The sequence below is a fragment of the Amycolatopsis sp. VS8301801F10 genome, from assembly GCF_046195355.1.
Lineage (GTDB): Bacteria > Actinomycetota > Actinomycetes > Mycobacteriales > Pseudonocardiaceae > Amycolatopsis.
Genome location: NZ_CP176065.1, coordinates 9,105,623 through 9,125,988, shown reverse-complemented (window position 1 = coordinate 9,125,988; position 20,366 = coordinate 9,105,623). Strand labels below are relative to the sequence as shown.

General features: G+C 69.7%; 22 protein-coding genes. 10 read left to right on the top strand and 12 right to left on the bottom strand.

Annotated features, from left to right (window positions below):
- Positions 1 to 53: 53 nt before the first annotated feature.
- On the top strand, positions 54 to 446 hold the full coding sequence (speD, locus tag F9C11_RS41775; protein WP_409187096.1) for an adenosylmethionine decarboxylase: 393 nt from the start codon (positions 54 to 56) through the stop codon (positions 444 to 446).
- A complete protein-coding gene (locus F9C11_RS41770; protein WP_409182844.1) occupies positions 443 to 1,273 on the top strand; it encodes a spermidine synthase in 831 nt (276 codons plus the stop codon). Before speD ends, F9C11_RS41770 begins: the two co-directional genes overlap by 4 nt.
- A gap of 17 nt (positions 1,274 to 1,290) precedes the next feature.
- Here the strand turns inward: F9C11_RS41770 and F9C11_RS41765 are convergent, their stop codons facing one another.
- The gene (locus F9C11_RS41765; protein WP_409182843.1) at positions 1,291 to 1,761 is read right to left on the bottom strand and encodes a MarR family winged helix-turn-helix transcriptional regulator; all 471 of its coding nucleotides are present in this window, start codon (positions 1,759 to 1,761) and stop codon (positions 1,291 to 1,293) included.
- A 62-nt stretch (positions 1,762 to 1,823) separates the two neighbouring features.
- Between F9C11_RS41765 and F9C11_RS41760 the strand changes: the two genes are divergently transcribed.
- From F9C11_RS41760 to F9C11_RS41750, 3 genes are all read left to right on the top strand, one after another.
- Positions 1,824 to 2,219, top strand: a complete 396-nt coding sequence (locus F9C11_RS41760) for a cupin domain-containing protein (RefSeq protein ID WP_409182842.1) — start codon at positions 1,824 to 1,826, stop codon at positions 2,217 to 2,219.
- 51 nt (positions 2,220 to 2,270) lie between these two features.
- Complete coding sequence (locus F9C11_RS41755) at positions 2,271 to 2,396, top strand: hypothetical protein (RefSeq protein WP_409182841.1); 126 nt, start codon at positions 2,271 to 2,273, stop codon at positions 2,394 to 2,396.
- Between the two features lie 117 nt (positions 2,397 to 2,513).
- Entirely contained in the window at positions 2,514 to 3,389 is an 876-nt protein-coding gene (locus F9C11_RS41750) for a nuclease (protein ID WP_409182840.1), read from the top strand.
- Here the strand turns inward: F9C11_RS41750 and F9C11_RS41745 are convergent.
- Genes F9C11_RS41745 through F9C11_RS41735 form a run of 3 tightly spaced genes read right to left on the bottom strand, consistent with a single transcriptional unit; the run spans position 3,349 to position 5,856 of the window.
- On the bottom strand, positions 3,349 to 4,518 hold the full coding sequence (locus tag F9C11_RS41745; protein WP_409182839.1) for a GyrI-like domain-containing protein: 1,170 nt from the start codon (positions 4,516 to 4,518) through the stop codon (positions 3,349 to 3,351). The genes F9C11_RS41750 and F9C11_RS41745 overlap by 41 nt on opposite strands.
- 15 nt (positions 4,519 to 4,533) lie before the next feature.
- Entirely contained in the window at positions 4,534 to 5,301 is a 768-nt protein-coding gene (locus F9C11_RS41740) for a phosphotransferase family protein (RefSeq protein ID WP_409182838.1), read from the bottom strand.
- An 18-nt stretch (positions 5,302 to 5,319) separates the two neighbouring features.
- Positions 5,320 to 5,856, bottom strand: a complete 537-nt coding sequence (locus F9C11_RS41735) for a M15 family metallopeptidase (protein WP_409182837.1) — start codon at positions 5,854 to 5,856, stop codon at positions 5,320 to 5,322.
- Positions 5,857 to 5,944: 88 nt separating this feature from the next.
- On the opposite strand from F9C11_RS41735, the gene F9C11_RS41730 reads away from it, so the two are divergent.
- Both F9C11_RS41730 and F9C11_RS41725 read left to right on the top strand, forming a co-directional pair.
- Complete coding sequence (locus F9C11_RS41730; protein ID WP_409182836.1) at positions 5,945 to 6,619, top strand: response regulator transcription factor; 675 nt, start codon at positions 5,945 to 5,947, stop codon at positions 6,617 to 6,619.
- A complete protein-coding gene (locus F9C11_RS41725) occupies positions 6,616 to 7,737 on the top strand; it encodes a sensor histidine kinase (RefSeq protein ID WP_409182835.1) in 1,122 nt (373 codons plus the stop codon). Before F9C11_RS41730 ends, F9C11_RS41725 begins: the two co-directional genes overlap by 4 nt.
- On the opposite strand, the gene F9C11_RS41720 is transcribed toward F9C11_RS41725, so the two are convergent.
- The 4 genes from F9C11_RS41720 to F9C11_RS41705 are packed head-to-tail and all read right to left on the bottom strand — an operon-like array spanning position 7,687 to position 11,439.
- On the bottom strand, positions 7,687 to 8,784 hold the full coding sequence (locus F9C11_RS41720) for a UDP-N-acetylglucosamine--N-acetylmuramyl-(pentapeptide) pyrophosphoryl-undecaprenol N-acetylglucosamine transferase (protein ID WP_409182834.1): 1,098 nt from the start codon (positions 8,782 to 8,784) through the stop codon (positions 7,687 to 7,689). The genes F9C11_RS41725 and F9C11_RS41720 overlap by 51 nt on opposite strands.
- A complete protein-coding gene (gene vanX, locus F9C11_RS41715; RefSeq protein WP_409182833.1) occupies positions 8,785 to 9,393 on the bottom strand; it encodes a D-Ala-D-Ala dipeptidase VanX in 609 nt (202 codons plus the stop codon).
- Positions 9,390 to 10,427 carry a D-alanine--(R)-lactate ligase gene (gene vanA, locus F9C11_RS41710; RefSeq protein ID WP_409182832.1) on the bottom strand — a complete coding sequence of 346 codons (1,038 nt, stop codon included), beginning with the start codon at positions 10,425 to 10,427 and terminating at the stop codon, positions 9,390 to 9,392. Before vanA ends, vanX begins: the two co-directional genes overlap by 4 nt.
- A complete protein-coding gene (locus tag F9C11_RS41705; RefSeq protein ID WP_409182831.1) occupies positions 10,420 to 11,439 on the bottom strand; it encodes a D-isomer specific 2-hydroxyacid dehydrogenase family protein in 1,020 nt (339 codons plus the stop codon). Before F9C11_RS41705 ends, vanA begins: the two co-directional genes overlap by 8 nt.
- A 343-nt stretch (positions 11,440 to 11,782) precedes the next feature.
- On the opposite strand from F9C11_RS41705, the gene F9C11_RS41700 reads away from it, so the two are divergent.
- Entirely contained in the window at positions 11,783 to 15,598 is a 3,816-nt protein-coding gene (locus tag F9C11_RS41700; RefSeq protein ID WP_409182830.1) for a tetratricopeptide repeat protein, read from the top strand.
- Positions 15,599 to 15,785: 187 nt separating this feature from the next.
- A complete protein-coding gene (locus F9C11_RS41695; RefSeq protein WP_409182829.1) occupies positions 15,786 to 16,568 on the top strand; it encodes a hypothetical protein in 783 nt (260 codons plus the stop codon).
- A gap of 89 nt (positions 16,569 to 16,657) precedes the next feature.
- Here the strand turns inward: F9C11_RS41695 and F9C11_RS41690 are convergent, their stop codons facing one another.
- From F9C11_RS41690 to F9C11_RS41680, 3 genes are read right to left on the bottom strand one after another with little or no spacing between them, the layout of a single operon-like run.
- Positions 16,658 to 17,314, bottom strand: a complete 657-nt coding sequence (locus F9C11_RS41690; protein WP_409182828.1) for a response regulator — start codon at positions 17,312 to 17,314, stop codon at positions 16,658 to 16,660.
- The gene (locus F9C11_RS41685; protein ID WP_409182827.1) at positions 17,311 to 18,462 is read right to left on the bottom strand and encodes a sensor histidine kinase; all 1,152 of its coding nucleotides are present in this window, start codon (positions 18,460 to 18,462) and stop codon (positions 17,311 to 17,313) included. The genes F9C11_RS41690 and F9C11_RS41685 overlap by 4 nt, the downstream gene beginning before the upstream one ends.
- Positions 18,459 to 19,070, bottom strand: coding sequence for a DUF1453 domain-containing protein (locus F9C11_RS41680; RefSeq protein ID WP_409182826.1), 612 nt, complete (start codon positions 19,068 to 19,070; stop codon positions 18,459 to 18,461). The genes F9C11_RS41685 and F9C11_RS41680 overlap by 4 nt, the downstream gene beginning before the upstream one ends.
- Positions 19,071 to 19,293: 223 nt before the next feature.
- On the opposite strand from F9C11_RS41680, the gene F9C11_RS41675 reads away from it, so the two are divergent.
- Positions 19,294 to 19,917 (top strand): VC0807 family protein, encoded by a 624-nt coding sequence (locus F9C11_RS41675; protein ID WP_409182825.1) that lies wholly within the window; start codon positions 19,294 to 19,296, stop codon positions 19,915 to 19,917.
- Here the strand turns inward: F9C11_RS41675 and F9C11_RS41670 are convergent.
- A complete protein-coding gene (locus tag F9C11_RS41670) occupies positions 19,902 to 20,357 on the bottom strand; it encodes a MarR family transcriptional regulator (RefSeq protein ID WP_409182824.1) in 456 nt (151 codons plus the stop codon). The genes F9C11_RS41675 and F9C11_RS41670 overlap by 16 nt on opposite strands.
- Positions 20,358 to 20,366: the final 9 nt, after the last annotated feature.

Sequence of the window (20,366 nt, the reverse complement as noted above, 5' to 3'; positions counted from 1 at the left end):
CCGGCGCGTATACCCAAAGTTATTCTTCGGTGTCGTTCAACGGGTTTCCGCCGTTGCGGTCGTACTTCGTCGGCGGAGAGGCCGGCGGGGTCGGGGAATTCGCCGGCCGGCACGTGCTGGCCGAGTTTTCCGGGATGTCCGCGGAGTTGCTCGACGATCCGGCGGTGTTGTGCGAGAGCCTGGAACGTGCGCTGGACAAGGCCGGCGCGACAGTGTGCGAAGTGACGTACAAGCAGTTCGAACCGCACGGGGTGACGGCGATGGCGTTGCTGTCGGAGTCGCACGCTTCGATTCACACGTATCCGGAACGCGGGGCGGCGTTCGTGGACGTGTTCACCTGCGGGCGCAAGGCGGACCCGGAGCTGGCGGTTCAGATGCTGCGGGATTTGCTCGGCGCGAGCGTTTCCCGGGTCACCACTATCCACAGAGGACAGGAAGACAGTTGAACATCGAGGAACCGGTCGGCGCGGGGCTGCTGCGGCAGTGGCACGTTTCGGACGTGCTGGTCGACACGCGGACCGCCTACCAGCACCTGGTGATCGGCAAAACGGCGCAGGGGATTTCGCTGTTCTGCGACGACGAGCGGCAAAGCACCGAGCTCAGCCAGTTGGTCTATCACGAGGCGTTGCTGGTCCCGGCACTGCTGCTGGCGTCCACTGTGGACCGCGTGCTGGTGGTCGGGTCCAGCGAAGGCGTGGTATGTCAGATCGCGGCCGAGGCGGGGGCTTCGGTCGACCACGTGGATATCGACGCCGAGGCGGTTCGGCTTTGCGCGGAACATCTTCCGTACGGGTACACGCCAGCTGAGCTGGCCCGGGCGGAGCGCGGCGAGGGGCCGATCCGGGTGCACTATGCCGATGGGTGGGAGTACGTCCACGCTTGCGCCGAGAAGTACGACGTGGTGCTGGTGGATCTGCCGGACGAGCAGGACGACGTTGACGCGCAGCACAATCGGTTGTACGGCAAGGAATTCCTGGCGCGGTGCTGGTCGTTGCTGACGCCCGGGGGAGTAGTGGCGTACCAGGGCGGATGCCCGACGTTGTGGCGGAACTCCACGCTGGTGAAGTGCTGGCGGCGGTTCGAGGAAGTCTTCCCGGCACCGGTCTACTTCGGGTCGCCGGAGCATGAGTGGGCGTTCTTCTTCGGCACGAACGGGGAAGCGTCGGTGGAGACGATGGTGGAGCGGCTGCCGAGGTTGGCATATCAACCAGTGTCGATTGACGCACTAACCCTGCGTGGGGCGACGGTGCCGCCGATCAGTCTTCGCCGATGAGGGCGCACCGCGGATGATCAGTGGCCGGAGAACCACCCCGGCAGGTCCAGGCGCGCGGACTCCGGGGAGGTGACCTTTCGCAGGTCGTCCTCCAGCGCGCGAAGCCGTCCGGTGCCCAGCGTTTCCGCCCATTCGGCCCGCAGCCGGTCGAAGATCCGGGCCGAGGCGGCCAGGCAGTCGAGACCCCGGTCGGTCAGCCGCACCAGCATGCGGCGGCCGTCGCCGGGGTCGCGTTCCCGGTGGACGTACCCGAGCCGTTCCAAGGTGTCGATCGTCTTGCCCGCGGCTTGTTTCGTGACCCCGAGCGTGCGGCCCAGTTCCACGGCGGTCGTGCCCGACGGGCCGATCGCCTGGAAGACGAAGCCGTGCATCGGACGCACGTCGGGGTGACCCTGCTTCGCCAGTTCGGCGTGCAGGCTGTCGATCAGGCTGCGGAAGCCGAACAGCAGGCGCAGCGGCAGCTCGTATCCGGGCGGATCGCTTGACATGGATAGACAACCTCGTTGACTATATGGACAACCTGATTGTCTATCTTAACGGGGAGCGCAGCATGCCGGTAATCCGGGAGAGCCGTCGGACGGAGACGCCCAACGCGGTGATGACGACGCTGGCGTCGCCGACGCAGGGCGGCAGCCAGCAGGCGGTCTGGAGAGTGGAGATGGCGCCCGGCGCGGTCGGGCCGGTGCACGCGTTCGACACCGAGCAGGTGTGGACGATTCTCGACGGCGGTGCGGAGGTCACGGTGAGCGGCGTTGTCGAGACTGTGGAGAAGGGGGAGACGGTGGTGCTGCCCGCCGACGCGGAGCGGCAGGTACGGGCGGACGCGCGCAGCGGCATGGTGGCGATCGTGTGCGCGCCGGGGAGCACGCGGGTGTATCGCACGGGCGTGGTGCCTGCCTGCGCGACCGCCGACGGGGACAAGATTCTTCCGGACTGGGTGGCCTGAGCTGTGGCGGGCGTCACGGAATGTTCCGCGATCTTGAGCGCTACAACGGATATGTCTGCTCCCACCACGCCAGAAGAGTCCGCCTCGGTCGTTCCCGTTCTGGACGACTTCGACTTCCCGCTCGTCGACGGCGCCGCCTGCCGGATCGACGACCCGGACTGCGAAGCCTGCCAGTAACCGCGCACGCACGGAGGAATCCGGTGCGTGACAAGTGGTAACAACACGAGTGACCGGTCGGTGACGGCTCGGGAAACACGGTAACCGCCGGCCGGTCCGGCGGTTACCGTCGTTCTCGTGCCGTTGACATTGATCAAAGGTCAATTCCGGGTCGTCGGGGCCTCGCCGGACGGGGATTCGGTGCGGTTCTATCCCGATCGCGCCGACGCGTTTTCCGCCGCGCACCTGAGGGTGCGGACGAATTCCCGCGGCGGGGTGCAGTTGCGCCTCGACGGGATCGACGCGCTCGAAACGCATTACCGGCCGCGGGTCGCCGGGGCCGAGTTGTGGCGGCAGCCCCGGGAGCTGGCCGACGCCGCCGGGGCGGAACTGTTGCGGTACCTCGGTTTCACGAAGGTCGAGCGCGACGAAGGCGGCCGCGTTTCCACCAGCACGCCGGGGGAGACGAGCGGGCACATCCTGACCCGGTTCGCCGACAAGTACGGCCGCGCGGTCGCGTTCGCGTTTCCCGGGCAGCGCGCGGGGCGTTCCACGGACGGCGGATCCGTGCATCTTGATCCGAAAGCGCTGAAGGCGTCGGCGAATTTCCGTCTGCTCGAAACCGGGCTGGCATATCCGACGTTCTACTCCAAGCTGTACCCGGATCTCCGGCAGGCGATGGCCGACGCGGCGGTCGCGGCGCGCACCGCGGGCAAGGGCGTGTGGGAGCACGACGTGACCACCAGCGGGTTCCGGCTGACCAGCCGCGCTCAATTGCGCGACCAGGTGGTGCTGTTGCCGAAACTGTTCCGCCGGCTGGCCGATTACCTGAGCCTGGACGAGACCGGCGGGGTTTCGCTCGCCGGGTTCGCGGACTACGTCGACACCCGCGACGACCGGCTTTTCACCATTCCCGACGGGCACGCCACGGAACTCAGCACGCTCCTGTCGGTCCGGCGGCAGACCTTGAAGCTCACGATTCCGCCGGAGCAGATCGTGTTCCAAGAGGCTTGACCGGCTGCCGCAGGACGGTCTTCAGCTTGTCCGGCGCGGTGCGGCGCGGGTCGCTCAAATAGATCTCGTGGTGGTCGCCGTTGAAGGTCAGGCCGTGCTCGGGAAGATATTCGTCGTGGAGCCGGTGCAGCGTCGGCGTTTCGTCGTCGTATGAGCCGAGGTGCAGGATCTGGACGCTGGTGCCTTCGGTCAACGTGCGCAGCCGGACTTCGGCGAGCGCCGGATTGTCCTTCTTCTTCGCGACGCTTTCGGCGGCTTCCCGGACCATCTCCTCGGTGACCCAGTCCGGCTGATTGATCAGCATCGTCCAGTCCCACTTCGCTTTGTCCCGGGCAACGAAGACGGCCGGGTCGTCGGCTCGCCACAGCCCTTCGAGAGGTCCGACGACGAAGTCCCGGCCGAGGTTTTTCTTGCTGGCGAACTTGATCGAGTACGCGATTCCGTACAGCGCTTCGACGGCGTTCTGGTACTCCGGCGCGGTGTTCGGGTCTCCGTGCCCGTCGACAGCGAGGTACTGCAGCGCGGGGACGTCCACGACGGTGAAGTCTTTCGACGACGGCGAGTACAGCGCGCGGTGGGCCTTCTTGACGTCGTACTTCTCCATCGCGGTCTCCTTGGCGAGGACGGTTTCGGTCCAGGTGAGGTCGGCCGTGAGCAGCGCTTCGCTGTAGTCGAAGATCGCTGCTGCGGTGTCGGGGAGGGGTTCTTGGCGGGCGCGCGTCGCCTGGACTTCGGCGAGTTGTTCGCGGACCGCGGCTAGTCGCGCGGTCAATCCGGAACGCACTTCCGCGTCCGGCAGGACCGGGCTGTTGGCCATGGCGATGAGGACGCGCGCGTGGACCGGCGTGAGAGCCGCGAGTGCTTCGCGGGTGGCGTCCGCGCAGAGTTCGACGCCGGCCGGGGTGGCTTGGAAGGTCGCCCGCGATTTTCCGGAGCGGGGAGCGCCGGTGGTTTCGATCAGGCCGCGCTTGGCCAGTTTGTCGAGGACGTAATAGATCGAGGAGAAGCCGAGCGCGGTCCACGCGCGGATGCCGCGCTCTTCGATCACCCGCTCCAGCTCGTAGCCGTGCCGGGGCTGCTCGACAAGCAGGCCGAGGACGGTCAGTTCGGCGTCGGTGAGGGCGGGCACCTCGCTATTCTAGTACTAGAATAGTTGGGCCTCCAAGACCGCGACCTCCGGCGCCGGGTCGAAGCCGTGTCCGACCAGCCAGTGGACGACCCGCAGGCTGCGCAGCGACCACCAGGCCCGGAGGACGTCGAGGTCGACGTCGGCGCCGTAGCCGGCCAGGACGTCGGGGAGGTGTTCCTGGTGGGCGAGCGTCAGGGCGGCGAGGTCGAACAGCGCGTCGCCCTGGGCGGCTTCGGACCAGTCGAGGACGCCGGTCACCTCGTCGTCCTCGACGAAGATGTGCGCGACCTGAAAGTCGCCGTGGGTGAACGCCGGGGTCCACGGGCGCAGCGCGGCCTTGGCGATCTCGTGGTTGCGGGTGACCAGGTCGGCGGGGAGGACGTCGTTCGCGATCAGCCACGCGCATTCGCGGCCGACGTTCTCGGCGAGTTCGTCGGGGTCCCAGCCAGGCGACGGCGGCAGCGGCGCCTCGTGCAGTTTCCGGGCGGCGGCGCCCGCGGCGGCCCAGGCCTCCGGCGACGCGGTCGACGGCTTGCCGGGGCGGCCGAGTTCGCGTCCGGGCAGGGCGGCGAGCGCGAGCACGGGCGGGTTGCGCCAGAGGATTTCCGGAGTCGGCACCGGGGCCAGCGCCATCGCCGCGACCTCGGCGTCGGCGCGCGCCTGATCGGTGTCGACCTTCAGGAACACGTCGCCGACGCGCAGGGTCGCGCGCTCGTGGTGGGCGACGATGATCTCGATCTCCTCCATGGCCGCGATTGTCACGAAGACGATCACGGAAGTCACCGGGTTTTCCGGCCCGGCTCACCCCCGCAGCCTCGGATCGTGCGAAGGGTCCGCGTACATCGGCGGACAGCCCTGGAGAACGGCTTCCGGACGCAGTTCGTAATGCCACGGTTCGTTCCGGTAGATCTGGCACAGTCCATACGCGGCACCGTGTTCGGCAAGCCAGGCCGTGGCTTCGGAGGGGCCGAGGTCGATCGCGTTCCCCAAGACGTGCGCGGACCGGTCCGCGGTCGCTACCCAGCGAGCGGCTTCCCGCTCCGAGCCGTACTTGGCGATCGCTTTGCGGCGAAGCTGGTTCTGATACTCCGGGGAACGCCAGCCGCTGTTGACGCGGAACTCGATGCCGTCCTCGGCGGCGTCCTTCGCCGCTCGGCGCAGCGCCTCCAGGAACACCGGGTCGAGATTGGCCACGGCTGGAATCTCGGCGAACACCGTCGTGCCGTGGGGGACGGCACCGTCCGCTTCGCTCAGTGCGCCACGACGGCGAAGCACCTGGCGGACGGTTCGCCGGAAGCCGGCGAGAGCCGGACGTCGTGCTGATTCGCTGCGGGTCATGGCGTTCAGCCAAGGCGAACCGGTGTTGCCAGCACGTACGCGGTTTCGGATATGCCAGCGATACGCGCCTGCTCGTAGCATCGAGCCCATGCGGGTGCTGATCGTCGAGGACGAGCCCTACCTGGCCGAGGCCATCCGGGACGGGTTGCGGCTGGAAGCGATCGCGGCCGACCTCGCCGGGGACGGCGACACCGCGCTGGAAATGCTGAGCGTCAACGCGTACGACATGGCGGTGCTCGACCGGGACATCCCTGGTCCGTCGGGCGACGAGATCGCGAAACGCGTCGTCGCGTCCGGCAGCGGCATGCCGATCCTGATGCTGACCGCCGCCGACCGGCTCGACGACAAGGTCTCCGGGTTCGAACTCGGGGCCGACGACTACCTCACCAAACCGTTCGAGATGCGGGAACTGGTGCTCCGGCTGCGTGCGCTCGACCGCAGACGCGCGTACAACCGGCCGCCGGTGCGGGAAATCGCGGGGCTGAAGCTGGACCCGTTCCGCCGCGAGGTCTACCGGGACGGCCGGTACGTCGCGCTGACCCGCAAGCAGTTCGCCGTGCTGGAGGTGCTCGTCGCGGCCGAGGGCGGGGTGGTCAGCGCCGAGGAACTGCTCGAGCGGGCCTGGGACGAGAACGCGGACCCGTTCACCAACGCCGTCCGCATCACGGTCTCGGCGCTGCGCAAACGGCTCGGCGAACCGTGGCTGGTCGCGACCGTGCCGGGGGTCGGCTACCGCATCGACGACGGATCGGACGGCGGATGATCCGCGAGCCCGGGATGAGCGTCCGGCTCAAACTGACCCTCAGCTACGCCGGATTCCTCCTGTTCGCCGGGACGCTGCTGCTCGGCGCGGTGGCCGTGTTCCTGCTGGACTACCAGAACCGGGCACTGGAAGTGATGCCGGTGGTGATGGCGCCGTCCGGCCGCGACCTGATCAAGGACTTCGCGCCGGACGCGGCCGTCGTGATGCTGTTCCTGCTGGTGTTCGGCCTGCTGGGCGGCTGGGTCCTCGCCGGGCGCATGCTCGCCCCGCTGAACCGGATCACCGCCGCGACCCGGCGGGCCGCGACCGGGTCGCTGGCGCACCGGATCGAACTGGAAGGCCGCGACGACGAGTTCCGCGAACTCGCCGACAGCTTCGACGCCATGCTCGCCCGCCTCGACGCGCACGTCGCCGAACAGCGGAGATTCGCCGCCAACGCCTCCCACGAACTGCGCACCCCGCTGGCGATCACGCAGAGCCTGCTCGAAGTCGCCCGCGACGATCCGGACCGCGACGTCGGCGAACTCCACGAGCGGCTTCGCGTCGTGAACGCCCGGGCGATCGAACTCACCGAAGCGTTGCTGCTGCTCAGCCGCGCGGATCAGCGGTCGTTCACCCGGGAGCCGGTCGACCTGTCGCTGCTGGCGGAAGAAGCCGCCGAGACGCTGTTGCCGCTGGCCGAGAAGCACGGCGTGACCATCGAGACCTCGGGCGACATCACCGCCGTGCGCGGGTCTCGGGCGCTGCTGCTGCAGCTGACCACGAACCTGCTGCACAACGCCATCGTGCACAACCTGCCGGAAGGCGGGACCGTGCGGGTCCGCACCACTGCCAGCGCGACGTCGAGCACGCTCGTCGTGGAAAACACCGGCGAGGAAGTCAGCCCGGAGCGGATCTGGACGTTCACCGAGCCGTTCCAGCGCGGCACCGAGCGGGTCCGCCGGGACCACTCTGACCACGCGGGGGTCGGGCTCGGGCTGGCGATCGTGAAGAGCATCGCGCAGGCGCACGACGGGACGCTTTCGCTGGCGCCGGGCGCGGCTGGCGGGCTTCGGGTGACGGTGCGGCTACCTGGCGGGTCGATGTCGTTCGGCGATGGACAGGACGTGGCGCGCTAGGACGGATCCCGCGTTGGGTGCTCCGGTCGCGGAGGCGCGGGCGGACATCGCCGCGATGCGGGCCGGGTCGGCGAGGATCGGGAGGAGGGCGGATTCGATCCAGGCCGGGGTGAGGTCGGCGTCGTGGACCAGCAGCGCGCCGCCGGCCGCGACGACCGGGCCAGCGTTCAGGCGTTGTTCGCCGCCGCGGTCGGGCAGCGGGACGAACGCGGCGGGGAGCCCGACGGCGGCCAGCTCGGCGCAGGTCATCGCGCCGGAACGGCAGAGCGCGAAATCGGCCGCGGCGTAGGCGTACTGCATTTCGTCGACGAACGGCAGGACCGCATACGACGGGTCGTCCGCTTCGACGGTGTGCTGCGGGCCGGTGACGTGCAGGACTTGCACCCCGGCCGCCAGCAGCGCGGCAGCCGCGCCGGACGCGGCGGCGTTGATCGATTTGGCGCCTTGCGAACCGCCGGTGACCAGCAGCACCGGACCGTCGGGGCGGAGGCCGAACCGGCGGCGGGCTGCTTCGCGGGCTGCGGGACGGTCGAGTCCGGTGATCGCCGGACGCAGCGGGATCCCGATCGCGGTGCGGTGCTTCAACCGGACGGCCGGGGAGGCGGTGTACACGTGCGGGGTCAAAAGCGCGGCCAGGCGATTGGCCGCGCCGGGCCGGACGTTCGCCTCGTGGACGACGATCGGTAGCCGGCGTTGGCGGGCCGCCAGGTAGGCCGGGGCGGCGACGTAGCCGCCGAAGCCCACTACGACGTCCGCGCGGACCCGGTCGAGCACCGTCCCGGCGGCCCGGATCGCCTGGCGCAGCCGGGACGGGGTGTGCAGCAGGGCCCGGGTTGCCTTGCGCGGCAACGGGACCGGCGGGATGAGTTCGAGCGGGTAGCCGCGGGCCGGGATCAGCGTCGTGTCCAGGCCGCGGACGGTGCCGAGCGCGGTGATCTCGGCGGCTGGAGCCAGCTGTCGTAGTGCGTCGGCGAAGTTCAGCGCGGGTTCGATGTGCCCTGCCGAATGGCCTCCGGCGACGACGACGCGTGGTGGTTGAGCGTCCATTTAGGCGACGGGGAAATCGAAGTAGGTGTCTGGGTAGGGCTCGTCCTTCAGCGTGTAGTGCCACCACTCGGCTTCGTAGGCGGCGAAACCGCAGTCCTCCATGACGGAACGGAGATGCTGCCGGTTCGCTGCCTCGGCCGCGGGGAGGCCGGGCGCGCCGTGGTGGGAGACGACGTCCATCAGGTCGAAGCCGCCGCCCATGGGAACGAGTTCGCCGGTGTCCAGGTAGTACAGCGTCAAATCCACTGTGCTGCCGCGGGTGTGCCCGGATTTGGCTGCTACGTAACCGTTTTCGAACATCTCCGTGCGATTGAGGTTCGGGTAGTGCTGATGCTTTGTCCGGCCGTCCTCCGGTTGTTTCGCCCAGCGGAGGAAGCAGTCCACGGCGCGCTGCGGCCGGTAGCCGTCCCAGATCAGCAGGCCGAAGCCCAGCGTCGCGGCCTTGTCCTGCGCGCTTTGCAGTGCGGCGCACAAGGCTTCGGTGCCGATGATCCGGTTCGCCAGGTAGCCGTCGACCGGTTTGCCGGTGAAGTTGTCCCAGGTGGCGTACTTGGCGTCCCAGCGGATCCCGGGCGCGGCCTCGTCGAGGTAGGCGAACCCGGGCTTCATCGGGGCGTCCCGGCCAACGCGAGCGACACCATCCGGTCGAGCAGTTCGGGGAACGACAGCCCAGCCGCCGCCATCATCCGCGGATAGCGGCTGTAGGAGGTCAGCCCGGGGAAGGTGTTGACCTCGTTGAGCATGGCGGTGCCGTCTTCCAGCAGGAACAGGTCGACGCGGGCGAGCCCTCGGCAGCCCAGCGCGCGGTAGATGGTCCGCGCGGTCGCCTGGACCCGGGCGCGGGCCTCGGCCGAGATGTCCGCGGGGACGAGGATGGTCGAGTTCTCGGAGCCGCTTTCCGGGTGGTCCTCCTGGTGGATCTTGAAGAACCCGTGCGACAGCCGGATCTGGTCCGGTTCGCCGACGATCAGGTCCGCGCCGTTGCCCAAGACCGCGCAGCCCACCTCGCTGCCTTCGACCGCTTCCTCGATCAGCACCTTGGAGTCGAACCGCGCCGCGTCCGCGATCGCGGACGGCAGGTCCTCCTCGCGCGAGACCTTGGTGACGCCGAACGACGAACCGGACCGGGCCGGTTTCACGAAGACGGGGTAGGCGAACTTGCCCGCGTCGAGGTCCTCGTCCGCCCGGCCGGCCCAGAAGTTCGGCGTGGCGATGCCCGCGCTGTCGACCACCAGGTAGGCGAGGGATTTGTCCATGCACAGCGCGGAACTCTGCACGTCGCAGCCCGCGTACGGGATTCCGGACAGTTCCAGCAGGCCCTGCATCGCGCCGTCCTCGCCGAGTTTGCCGTGCAGCACAGGCAGCACCACGTCCAGCCGGACCGGTTCGTACCCGCCCCGGCCCTCGACCAGCAGCCCGTGGACGCTCCGGTCCGGCGACAGCATCGCCGGGCGGCCGCCGGCCTCCCACGCTTCGCCGGGGCCGTCGCACAGCTTCCAGGAACCGTCCTTGGCGATCCCGATCCAGTACGGCTCGTACTTTTCCGGATCGAGGTGCTTCGCGACCTCGCGCGCGGATTTGACCGAGACGGGGTGTTCCTCGGAAATTCCGCCGAAGACGACGCCGACCTTGAGCTTAACCATGGTTTGTCCAGCTTTCGAAATTCAGGCAGTTGAGGAGACTGTTTTCGACCGCGTCGCGCAGTGCGTGGTCGGTGTAGTACGCGGTGTGCGGGCTGATCAGCACGTTCGGCATTTTCTGCAGCCGCGCCAGTGCGGTGTTTTCGATCGGTTTCCGGCGGCAGTCGGAGTAGAACATCCCTTCCTCGCCTTCGAGGACGTCCAAGGCCGCGCCGCCCAGCCTGCCGCTTTCCAGCGCGGACACCAGCGCTTCGGTGTCGATCAATCCGCCGCGCCCGGTGTTGACGACGATCGCCCCGGGTTTCATCTGCTCGATCCGCCGCCGGTCCAGGAGATGCCGGGTTTCCGGGGTGAGCGGCGGGTGCAGGGTGACAATGTCGCTCTGCCGCAGCAAATCGTCGAGGGAAACGTAATCTGCCGACGTACGGGGGCGAAGGTCGTAAGCCAGCTTCTGCCCGCCGAAACCCCGCAGCCGGTCGATGACCGCCGCGCCGATCCGGCCGGTTCCGATGACGCCCACGGTGAGGTCTCGCAGTTCTTTTCCGGGACGATCGCTCAACCGGTAATCGTGGGCGTCGGTCCGCCGGATGAGGGATTTAGCGTCGCGGATCGCCATCAGCATCAGCATGAGCGTGAAGTCGGCGACGCTGTCCGGCGAGTACGCGACGTTTTCCACCGAGATCCCGATTTCCTCGGCGTATCCGACGTCGAGATGATTGCATCCGATGCTGCGCGTGGAGAGATACTCGACGCCGATCTCGCCGAGCGCGCGCAGGGTGGCGTTGGTGATCCGGGTTTTGTGGCTGACGCTGACGCACCGGCTCCCGGCGGCGAGTTCGACGGTGTCCTCGGACAGGGCCGCCGCGGTGACAGTCGGTGTCACCCCCAGGCGGGACACCGCCTCGCGGACCAGGGCGGCTTCGTCGGGCCCGCAGCCGTAGACGGTGATCCCGGGCGCCGGAACCAGCGAGCGGACCCGAAGGCCGGTGGTGCGTGCCGGTTCGCGGTAGGTCATGTCCGCCAGTCAAGGCCGCGGGATGTTGCCAGCACGTATGCGGTTTCCGATACACGGACGATATCTCCGCCCGCGGGAACGCGGAAAACCGCAGCGGCGGCGGCACTTCTCGGCGCGATAGCGACAAATCCGCGAGAACCACGGCTGTTTTCGCAGCTTGGCCCCGGTCGGCCCGGCTCAGCCCGGCCCGATCGCGGTACCGGGCGGCTCTTGTCCATCGACAACGCGCCGTGCGACCGTTGAACCGACGGAGCGGCCTGCCCGGATTCTGCCGGTCGCTCGCGAAGGCGGGCCGGTGGCGGCTATGGGGGCGTGAAGGGCGGACGCGCAGGGGAGATCGGCAGTGACGGCGGTCGTGGCAGTGCATGTCCCGCGTCCGGCGGTTCTGGACGTCGTATTCGTCCACGGGCTGGACGGCGATGCCCGCGCGTCGTGGCGCCGCGGCGGCGACGGGACGTTCTGGCCCAGGTGGCTGGCCGCCGACCTCGCCGGGGTCGCGGTGTGGACCGTGGGGTACGACGCCTGGTCGAGCGGATGGCGCGGGCGGTCGATGCCGGTGCCGGACCGGGCGGTCAACCTGATGGCGCAGCTGCAGAACGCCGGTCTTGGCGAGCGTCCGCTGTGCTTCGTCACGCACAGCATGGGCGGCCTGCTGGTGAAGGAGATCCTGCTGCACGCCGCCGAGAGCCGGACCGATTTCGCGTGCTTCGCGAAGGCGGCGAAGGGCGTCGTGTTCCTGGGCACGCCGCACACCGGTTCCGGGCTGACCAGGGCGGTGGACGCGCTGGGCGTGCTGTACCGGGGCACGCCCGCGGTCGACGACCTGCGCCGCAACAGCGCGTACCTGCGGCAGCTCAACGACCGGTACCGGGATTGGGCCGACGAGACCGGGATCGCCAACCTGGTGTTCTTCGAAACGCGGCTGACCCGCCGGGTCCGGGTGGTGGACGAGGCGTCGGCCAATCCGGGCCTGCCGAGGGTCCGGCCGATTCCGGTCGACGCGGACCACGTGGGCATCTGCAAGCCCGCGGACCGCGATTCGCTCGTCTACGGGCAGGTCAAGCGGTTCGTCCTCGGCCTGCTGCCCGGACACGGGAACGGCCAGTCCCGCGCCGCGGCGGTGCACCGGACGATCCTCGTCGCCGACGTCGAAGGGTTCAGCGACCGGAGCCGGACGAACGGGAACCAGCTTTCCGTCCGCGACACGATGTACCAGACGCTGCGCCGGGCGTTCCGGCAAGCGGGCATCCCCTGGGAGGCGTGCTACCACGAGGACCGCGGCGACGGGGTGCTCGTGCTCGCTCCGCCGGAGGTACCGAAAGCGGTCTTCACGGAAACGCTTCCCGGCGCGATCGTCGAGACGCTGGAGGTGCACAACCGGGTCGCCGACGCGGCAGAACAGCTCCGGCTGCGGCTCGCTGTGCACGGCGGCGAGGTGCACTACGACCAGCACGGCGTCACGTCGAACGCGGTCGTCCTCGCGTTTCGGCTGGTCGACTCGACCGCGTTGAAGTCCGCGCTGGCCGGGTCTTCGAGCGTTCTCGCGATGATGGTTTCGGAGTGGTTCTTCGACGAGGTGGTGCGGCACAGCCACGACAGCCGCGCGGAGACGTGGCGGCCCCTTCCGGTGTCGCTCAAGGGAAGCGAGACGACCGGCTGGGCGAGCCTGCCCGGCGACCCCTTCGGCGAACCGCCGTCCGTGGTCCCTCCGCCCGCCGACCCGCCGGTCCCGGCGCCGCGGCGCGAGCGGGAGAGCGCGAACGGCCGGCTGGCGAAACGCACGCTTCCCCGGGACGCGCCCGCGTTCACCGGCCGGACCGCGGAACTGAAGAAGGTGCTCAAGGAGATCGCCGACACGGTGCACACCGGCCGGATGGTCGCGATCCACGCGATCGACGGCATGGCCGGAGTCGGGAAAACCGCGCTCGCCGTGCACGCCGGGCACCTTCTCGCGGACCGGTTCCCGGACGGTCAGCTGTTCCTGCGGCTGCACGGGCACACCCCGGGGGAACGGCCGGTGGAAGCGGCGGACGCGCTCGCGTCGCTGCTGACCATGATCGGGGTGACCGCGCGGCAGATGCCGACCGGGCTCGACGCCAGGGCGGCGCTGTGGCGCGACCGGCTGGCGGACAAGCGGGTGCTGCTGATCCTGGACGACGCGCTGAGCCACCAGCAGGTCGAACCGCTGCTTCCGGCGGCGAGCGGCTCGCTGGTGATCACCACCAGCCGCCGCCGGCTCACCGCGCTCGACGGGGCGGTTTCGGTGGCGCTGGACGTGCTGCCCGCCGAGGAGGCGTCCGCGTTGTTCGTGCGGTTGTCCGGCCGCGCGATCCGGCCCGAGGAGAGCGAAGCGGTCGAGCGCGTGGTGCGGTTGTGCGGATGGCTGCCGCTGGCGGTGACCCTGCTGGCCGGAAGGCTCCGCAGCCGTCCACAGTGGACTGTCAAGGACCTGGCGGACGAACTGGATTCGACGCACGACCGGCTCGGCCGGCTGCGGGCGGAGGACATCGAGGTGGCCGCCGCCTTCGACCTGTCCTACCGCGAACTCGGCCCCGGCCAGCAGCAGTTCTTCCGGCGCATCGGCCTGCACCCCGGCCCGGAACTGGACGCGCACGCGACCGCGGCGATGGCGGACCTTCCGGTGGCCGAGGCCGGCGCGCACCTCGGCGCCCTCTACGACGACCACATGCTCGAGGAGCCCGCTTTCGACCGCTACCGGCTGCACGACCTGATCCGCGAGTACTCCCGGAACCTCAGCGACGCCGACGACCCGCAGGAGAACGAGCGAGCCGTCAGCAGGCTTTTCGACTACTACTGCGACACCGCCGCCGACGCGGCCGTGCACATCGCCAAGGACGTGACCACCGACGGACTCCGCGAAAGCCGCCCGCCCCGGCGCCGCGGCGCACGCGGCACCCGGATGGGCAGCAGCGTCGAGGCGTGGCGGTGGATGCGGGTCGAGGCCGTCAACCTGCTCGCCTGCGCGGACCACGCCATCCGGCACGGCTGGCAGCACCAGGTCGTCGATCTGTCGGCGTGTCTGGCCAAGTTTCTTTACGTCGCCGGGCCTTGGGACCGGGCGTTGCGGCTGCATGATTCCGCGGTGCGCGCGGCGGAGCACCTCGGCGACGAGGCGGCGCGGGCGCATGCCCTGAACCACCTGGGAAGCGTGCAACGGCGGATCGGCGACTACCCGGCCGCCGCGGTCTCGCACGCCTCCGCGCTGGAGAGCTACACCAGGCTGCGGGACGAGGCAGGGCAGGCCTCCGCGCTCAGCCAGCTCGGCGCGGTGCGGCGCTGTCTCGACAACTATCCCGGCGCGATCGAAATTTTCCAGCGGGTGCTCGAGATGGCGATCAAACTCGGCGACCGCAGCGGGGAAGCGCACGCCCGCAACGAACTCGGCATCCTGTACCTGGTCGGCGGCGATTACCGGGCCGCGGTCGGCTCGCACGAGCACGCGCTGAGCATTTACGAGGAGCTGGGCGATCTCCTGGGACAGGCGGACGCCTGGAACGAACTGGGAGTCGCGCGGCGGGCACTCGGCGATTTCCCCGGCGCGGTCGAGGCGAACACCCGCGCCGTAAGCGGTTTCCGCAGGCTCGGCGACGGCTTCCACGAATCGTTCGCGCTGAACAGCCTGGCGGTGGCCTGGCGGATGATCGGCGAACCGGGGAAGGCGGTCGAGGCGCATCACGAGGCGCTGGCGATTTCCCGCGCGCTCGGCGACCGGCTGGGCGAAGGATTCGGGCTGAACGAACTCGGTGCGGCACAACGTCTTCTCGGACAGGTCGAGGCCGCGGAGAAGTGCCACGCCGAGGCGTTGGCCATCTTCACCGAACTGGGCAACCAGCTGGGCAAGGCCGAGACGCTCAACCACATGGGCGCGCTGCTGCTGGCGACCGGACAGGTGGAGGAGGCGGGCGCGCGGTACCGGAGGGCGTTGCCGCTGGCCCGAGAGGTGAACAGCCCCCTGGAGCAGGCCCAGGCATTGGCCGGGCTCGGCAGGTACGCGGTTTCGCGAGGCGATCGGGACGCGGCGCGGGAGCATTTGACCGCGGCGCTGGAGATCTTCGACCGCATCGGCTCGTCGGAAGCGGAGTCGGTTCGCGAATATTTGCGGTCGGCGGTGGATCGCCTTGACCTCAACCCGAGTTGAGTTGCCGGGGTGGTATCCGTGACCGCGCGGGGCTGGCGGGGAAATGCGGTGGAGCCAGCGGAGGTCGGTGTGGTCGGATATCTCGATGGGGGAGCGTAGGGATGCGGCGCGCCGGGCGGAAGTTTTGGCTCTGCCGACGGTTCCCGCTTGGCATCACACGCGGGTCGTACCGCCGCGGCAGGGGGACGTGCGGATCTCGGAGTCCATCGGCCCGCTGGGCGAGTTGATGGCCGTGTGGTCGGACCGCGCGGCGGCGGTTCCGGGCGTGCGGGTGACGGTGCACGTTCCGGAGATGGCGGTCGCCGCGCGGATTCCGGATCTTCGGCTGGCACATCCGACGGTGCAACCGCTGCCGGGCGGTCGCGTCTTGGTTGCCGGGGCTCGGTGCGATTGGCGGCCGGAGCGCAACGCGATTGTCTACGACGCCGAGGGCGAAGCGGTGGCCGAGCAGACTTTCGGCGACGGAATCGGCCACGTGCAATCCACCGGCAGCGGCGAGATCTGGGTCGGCTGCTTCGAGCGGAGCGGGCCGGTCCGGGTCTCGGCCGACTTGACTGAGGAATGGCGCTACCCCTGGTCTGCACAGATGGCGTGGGGCCATGTTTTGGACTGCTACACGCTCAACGTCGACGGCGACACCGCGTGGGCGTGCTTCTACCCCGATTGGCCGATCGTCCGGATCCGTGCCGGTGGCGTGACCGGGTGGCACAACGAAATCCGCAGCGCCACTGCTTTGGCAATACGGGGCTCCCGGATCGCGTTGTACGGCGGTTACGGGCCGGATCGGGATCGGCTGGTCGCCGGGGTCCTGGACGGCGACCGGCTCCGGGCGACCGGCGAGTACCGGCTCGTCCTTCCCGACGGGCAGGAAGTGCCGCGCGAGGCCCGGGTTTTCGGGCGGGGCGCGGATTTGCACGTCGTGACCCGGGACGACTGGTTCCGGCTCAGCCTCGAAGACCTGCCCGGGTAAGAAAATCCCGCCACCGCCGGAATTCCACCGACCCAGCACCAGCCAGTGGTCGATCGGGCTGGCTGTGGTCCGGGTGCTCGCGGCTTCGGTTAACGCGAGCGCAAGCCGTCCTGATGGTTCAACGCATAACGCACAGCGTCGGCACGGGAGTGGAACCCAGCCTTGGCGAAGAGATTGTTGATATGGGTCTTCACCGTAGCCTCGCTGATGACCAACCTCGCGGCGATTTCCGGATTCCGCAGTCCGTCGCCAATCAGGCCCAGGATTTCCCGTTCGCGGGCGGTCAGCCCGAGATCCGGTTCGGCGGGGCGGGCCGGTTTCGCGGCCAGCGCGAGCAGTCGTCGCTGCACCTCGGGCGAGAGCACGGTCTGGCCCTGTGCCGCGGTGCGCACCGCGTGCAGGATCGTGGTGCGGTCCGCTTCCTTGGTCAGATACCCGCTCGCGCCCGCCTGCAGGGCGGCCAGGATCGATTCGTCGTCGTCGAACGTGGTGAGCACGAGAACCGTGGTGTCCGGCTGGTTTTCGCGGATTCGCCCGGTCGCGCCGACCCCGTCCAGCACCGGCATGTTGAGGTCCATCAGCACCACGTCCGGGCTGTGCTCCCGCGCCGCCTGGACGGCTTCCGCGCCGTTGGTCGCGGTCGCGACGACGTCGACGTCCTCGGCGAGGTCGAGCATGACCGCGAGCGCTTCGCGGACAGTCGCCTGGTCGTCGACGACAACGAGGGTGATCGGGCGGTCGGTCATCGGGGCAGCTCCAGTTCCACGGTCCAGCCGTCGCCGGCCGGGCCTGCTCGCAGGGTGCCGCCGAGCAGGGCGGCGCGTTCGCGCATGCCGACGAGCCCGACGCCGGAGCCGCCGGCCAGTTCGGCGCGGAGGGGTTCGGTCGCGGGCCCGTTGCGCACGGTCAGCTTTACCCGATCGGCGGTGAAGGCCAGCCGGAGGCTCCGGGACGCGCCCGGCGCGTGCTTCGCCGCGTTGGTCATCGCCTCCTGTGCCGCCCGGACCACGGTGTGCGTGGTTTCCGGGCCGACCTCGCCGGCCTCGCCTTCGATCGAGAACTCGGCTGAGGCGTGTTCGGCCAGCTGGCGCAACGTCTCGGGCAACGGCAAGGTGTCCTCGCGCAGCGCCTGCACCGCACGGCGGGTCTCGCTGATCGAGTCGACGGCGATGGCGCGTGCCTTGCGGACCGCGGCGGCTGCTTCCTCGTCGCGGCCGCTGTCGCGCAGGGCGTCGGCCAGGTCCAGCTGCAACGCGATCCCGGAAAGCGAATGGCCGAGGACGTCGTGGATCTCGCGCGCGATCCGGCCTCGTTCGACGAGCGCTGCCTCGCGGGCTTCGGACTCGCGGGCGCGCTGGGCCGATTCGGCGGCGCGCTGTGCGCTGCGGATGGCGTCGGCGCGGTCGCGGTGCGAGATGCCGAAGGCGACCGGGAGGGCCACGGTCAGCGTCAGCCACACCGGCCACTGCACGAAGTCCGGCGAAAGCTGCCCGACCACCCAGGTCGTCCCGGCCGCGACGACGGCTCCGCAGGACGCGATGGTCACCGCGGCCCGGCGGGACGCCAGCTTGATCCCCGCGGCGGACGCGGCGACGAACGGGAACATCGCCGCGAACGTCGGATGCACCAGCGGCATGAGCAGCGAGCTGAACAGCAGGTACAGGCTCATCAGGGCGATCTGCAGGTTCCCGGCCAGCCGGGACCAGGGCAGCAGCGAGCCGAGCGCGGCGAGCGAGGTGAGAACGAACAGCGGCAAGGCCAATGGCCGGTACGCGATGGACGCGTCCGGCCACTGAACCGCGGTGCAGGCGATCGCGGTGAGGACGAGGACGGGCTGGATCAGCTCGTCCCGGTACTGCCCGAGAAGCGCGGGCGTCCGCTCCAGCGTCCTCATGGGACCAGGTTCCTCCTCGTCGGCCGGGCGTCGTCGGCGGCGGACTGAGTGTTCCATCCGGCCGGACGGCCGGTGAGGTTGCGCTGGAGGTTGTCCAGCAGCGGCGAGGTCTGCGCGGGCGCGCCGTCGCTGCCCTGGGCCCACATGACCTGGTGTCCGGCGCGCAGCGCGCGGTAGAGCACGACCAGCCCTTCGGCGAGGATGCCGACGCCCAGGGTGAGCAGCAGGCTGTTGGAGACACCGCCGGCGTCCTGCGGGTCGAACGCGTCGAGCGCGAGGTTCACGCCGACCTTGACCACGATGTTCGCCACCCACAGCCCGACGGTCACCGCGGTGTAGCGGACGAACGCGACCCCGTCGCGCTGAGAAATCCGCACCGTCGCTCCGCGCAGCGCGCCGAGGACGACGCTGATCGCCGCGGTCCCGACGAGGAACACCAGCGAGGCCGCGGTTTTCACCTCGCCGGACAGCGTGCTGAGCCCGACGATCGTCAGCACCGCGGGCAGGATGAGCATCTGCTTGGCCTGCGCGGGTTCGCCGATCACCCGCCGCACCATCAGGTAGCCGATCGCCGCCGCGATCAGGACGATTTCCACGGGTCCGCTCATGGGTTGTTCCTGCCTTTCGCTTTTGCTCCGATGCCGAGAAAACTACGGAGGAACGGCCTCGAAGTCGTGCGGTGCGCGGCGTATCCCCGGGTGGAGAAATCCCTCCACCCGAGCCCGGATTTCTCCACCCGGGATACGCCCGCGGCGGCAAGACGCCCGGCGAGGGCGACCGTAGCGTTTCTTCCCGAATCCCAGCAGCCGAGCCAAAATCGGGGAGTACGGCATGACCACGCACGCCCGCACGATGATCACCACGCTGTTCCTGGACGTCGGCCTCTCCGTCGTCGCCTACTACGCGGCCAACCTGCTCGGCGCGAGCGCCTACGTGTCCCTGCTGATCGGCACGATCGTCGCCGGAGCGCGGACGGTCTGGGTCGCGGTGGCGCAGCGGCGGCTCGATCTGTTCTCGTCGTTCCTCATGTTGCTTTTCGGTCTGGGGCTCGGGTTGAGCTTCCTCACCGGCGACCCGCGCCTGTTGCTGGCGAAGGAATCGGTGACCACTTTCTGCGCTGGCGTGGCGCTGGTTGGCAGCTGCGTGCTCAACCGTCCGCTCGCGTACTACGCGGCGCGGCGCTTCGCGCATTCGGCGGGCGACGAGCAACAGCGGGAATTCGAGGCCACCGCACATGATGCGACGTTGCGGCGGCGCTGGTACCAGCTCTCGCTGGTGTGGGGTCTCGGGCTGACCGCCGATTCCGTGCTTCGGATCGTGGGCGTGTACACGCTGCCGTTCGATACCGCGGCGGCTTGTTCGCAGGCGTTGCTGGTCGTCGCGTTCGCGGGGCTGATCGGGTGGACGCTGTTGACCCGGAAGCGGGGCGTGCAGCCGGTTCAGCGCCGGTCGTAGGCGCGCATCGCGGCCGCGACGTCGTCCAGGAAGGACAGGACGACCGGCACGTGCTCGGGCTCCAGCCGCTCGGTGATGGCTTCGATGTCGGCGAGCAGCGGGCCCAGCGCGGTCCGGACGTCCTCGCGGGCGTGGCCGGTGGCCTCGAGGTGGACGCGCCGCCGGTCGGCCGGGTCGGCGCGGCGGGCCAGGTGCCCGGCGGCGGCGAGCCGGTCGACCAGCACGGTCGCCGACGCCGAGGTGATGCCGAGCCGGGCGCCCAGTTCGCCCGGCCCGATCGGCTCCGGGCTGGACACGACCTGGTCGAGCGCCTGCACGTCGGTGACCCGCAGGGACAGCCTGCGCGCCAGCGCCGCCTGCATGCCGCGGCCCGCTTGCAGCAGCCGCCGCACCGCCAGGGAGATCTCCCGCGCCGCCTGCTTGTCCGCCACGGGGCGCATAGTAGCTAG

What these genes read in the sequence shown, in the direction of transcription:
- F9C11_RS41765 (WP_409182843.1), bottom strand. Translation starts at nt 1,761, where the DNA reads ATGTCAAGCGATCCGCCCGGATACGAGCTGCCGCTGCGCCTGCTGTTC.
- F9C11_RS41760 (WP_409182842.1), top strand. Translation starts at nt 1,824, where the DNA reads ATGCCGGTAATCCGGGAGAGCCGTCGGACGGAGACGCCCAACGCGGTG.
- F9C11_RS41755 (WP_409182841.1), top strand. Translation starts at nt 2,271, where the DNA reads ATGTCTGCTCCCACCACGCCAGAAGAGTCCGCCTCGGTCGTTCCCGTT.
- F9C11_RS41735 (WP_409182837.1), bottom strand. Translation starts at nt 5,856, where the DNA reads ATGACCCGCAGCGAATCAGCACGACGTCCGGCTCTCGCCGGCTTCCGG.
- F9C11_RS41730 (WP_409182836.1), top strand. Translation starts at nt 5,945, where the DNA reads ATGCGGGTGCTGATCGTCGAGGACGAGCCCTACCTGGCCGAGGCCATC.
- F9C11_RS41725 (WP_409182835.1), top strand. Translation starts at nt 6,616, where the DNA reads ATGATCCGCGAGCCCGGGATGAGCGTCCGGCTCAAACTGACCCTCAGC.
- F9C11_RS41720 (WP_409182834.1), bottom strand. Translation starts at nt 8,784, where the DNA reads ATGGACGCTCAACCACCACGCGTCGTCGTCGCCGGAGGCCATTCGGCA.
- vanX (WP_409182833.1), bottom strand. Translation starts at nt 9,393, where the DNA reads ATGAAGCCCGGGTTCGCCTACCTCGACGAGGCCGCGCCCGGGATCCGC.
- vanA (WP_409182832.1), bottom strand. Translation starts at nt 10,427, where the DNA reads ATGGTTAAGCTCAAGGTCGGCGTCGTCTTCGGCGGAATTTCCGAGGAA.
- F9C11_RS41705 (WP_409182831.1), bottom strand. Translation starts at nt 11,439, where the DNA reads ATGACCTACCGCGAACCGGCACGCACCACCGGCCTTCGGGTCCGCTCG.
- F9C11_RS41690 (WP_409182828.1), bottom strand. Translation starts at nt 17,314, where the DNA reads ATGACCGACCGCCCGATCACCCTCGTTGTCGTCGACGACCAGGCGACT.
- F9C11_RS41685 (WP_409182827.1), bottom strand. Translation starts at nt 18,462, where the DNA reads ATGAGGACGCTGGAGCGGACGCCCGCGCTTCTCGGGCAGTACCGGGAC.
- F9C11_RS41680 (WP_409182826.1), bottom strand. Translation starts at nt 19,070, where the DNA reads ATGAGCGGACCCGTGGAAATCGTCCTGATCGCGGCGGCGATCGGCTAC.
- F9C11_RS41675 (WP_409182825.1), top strand. Translation starts at nt 19,294, where the DNA reads ATGACCACGCACGCCCGCACGATGATCACCACGCTGTTCCTGGACGTC.
- F9C11_RS41670 (WP_409182824.1), bottom strand. Translation starts at nt 20,357, where the DNA reads ATGCGCCCCGTGGCGGACAAGCAGGCGGCGCGGGAGATCTCCCTGGCG.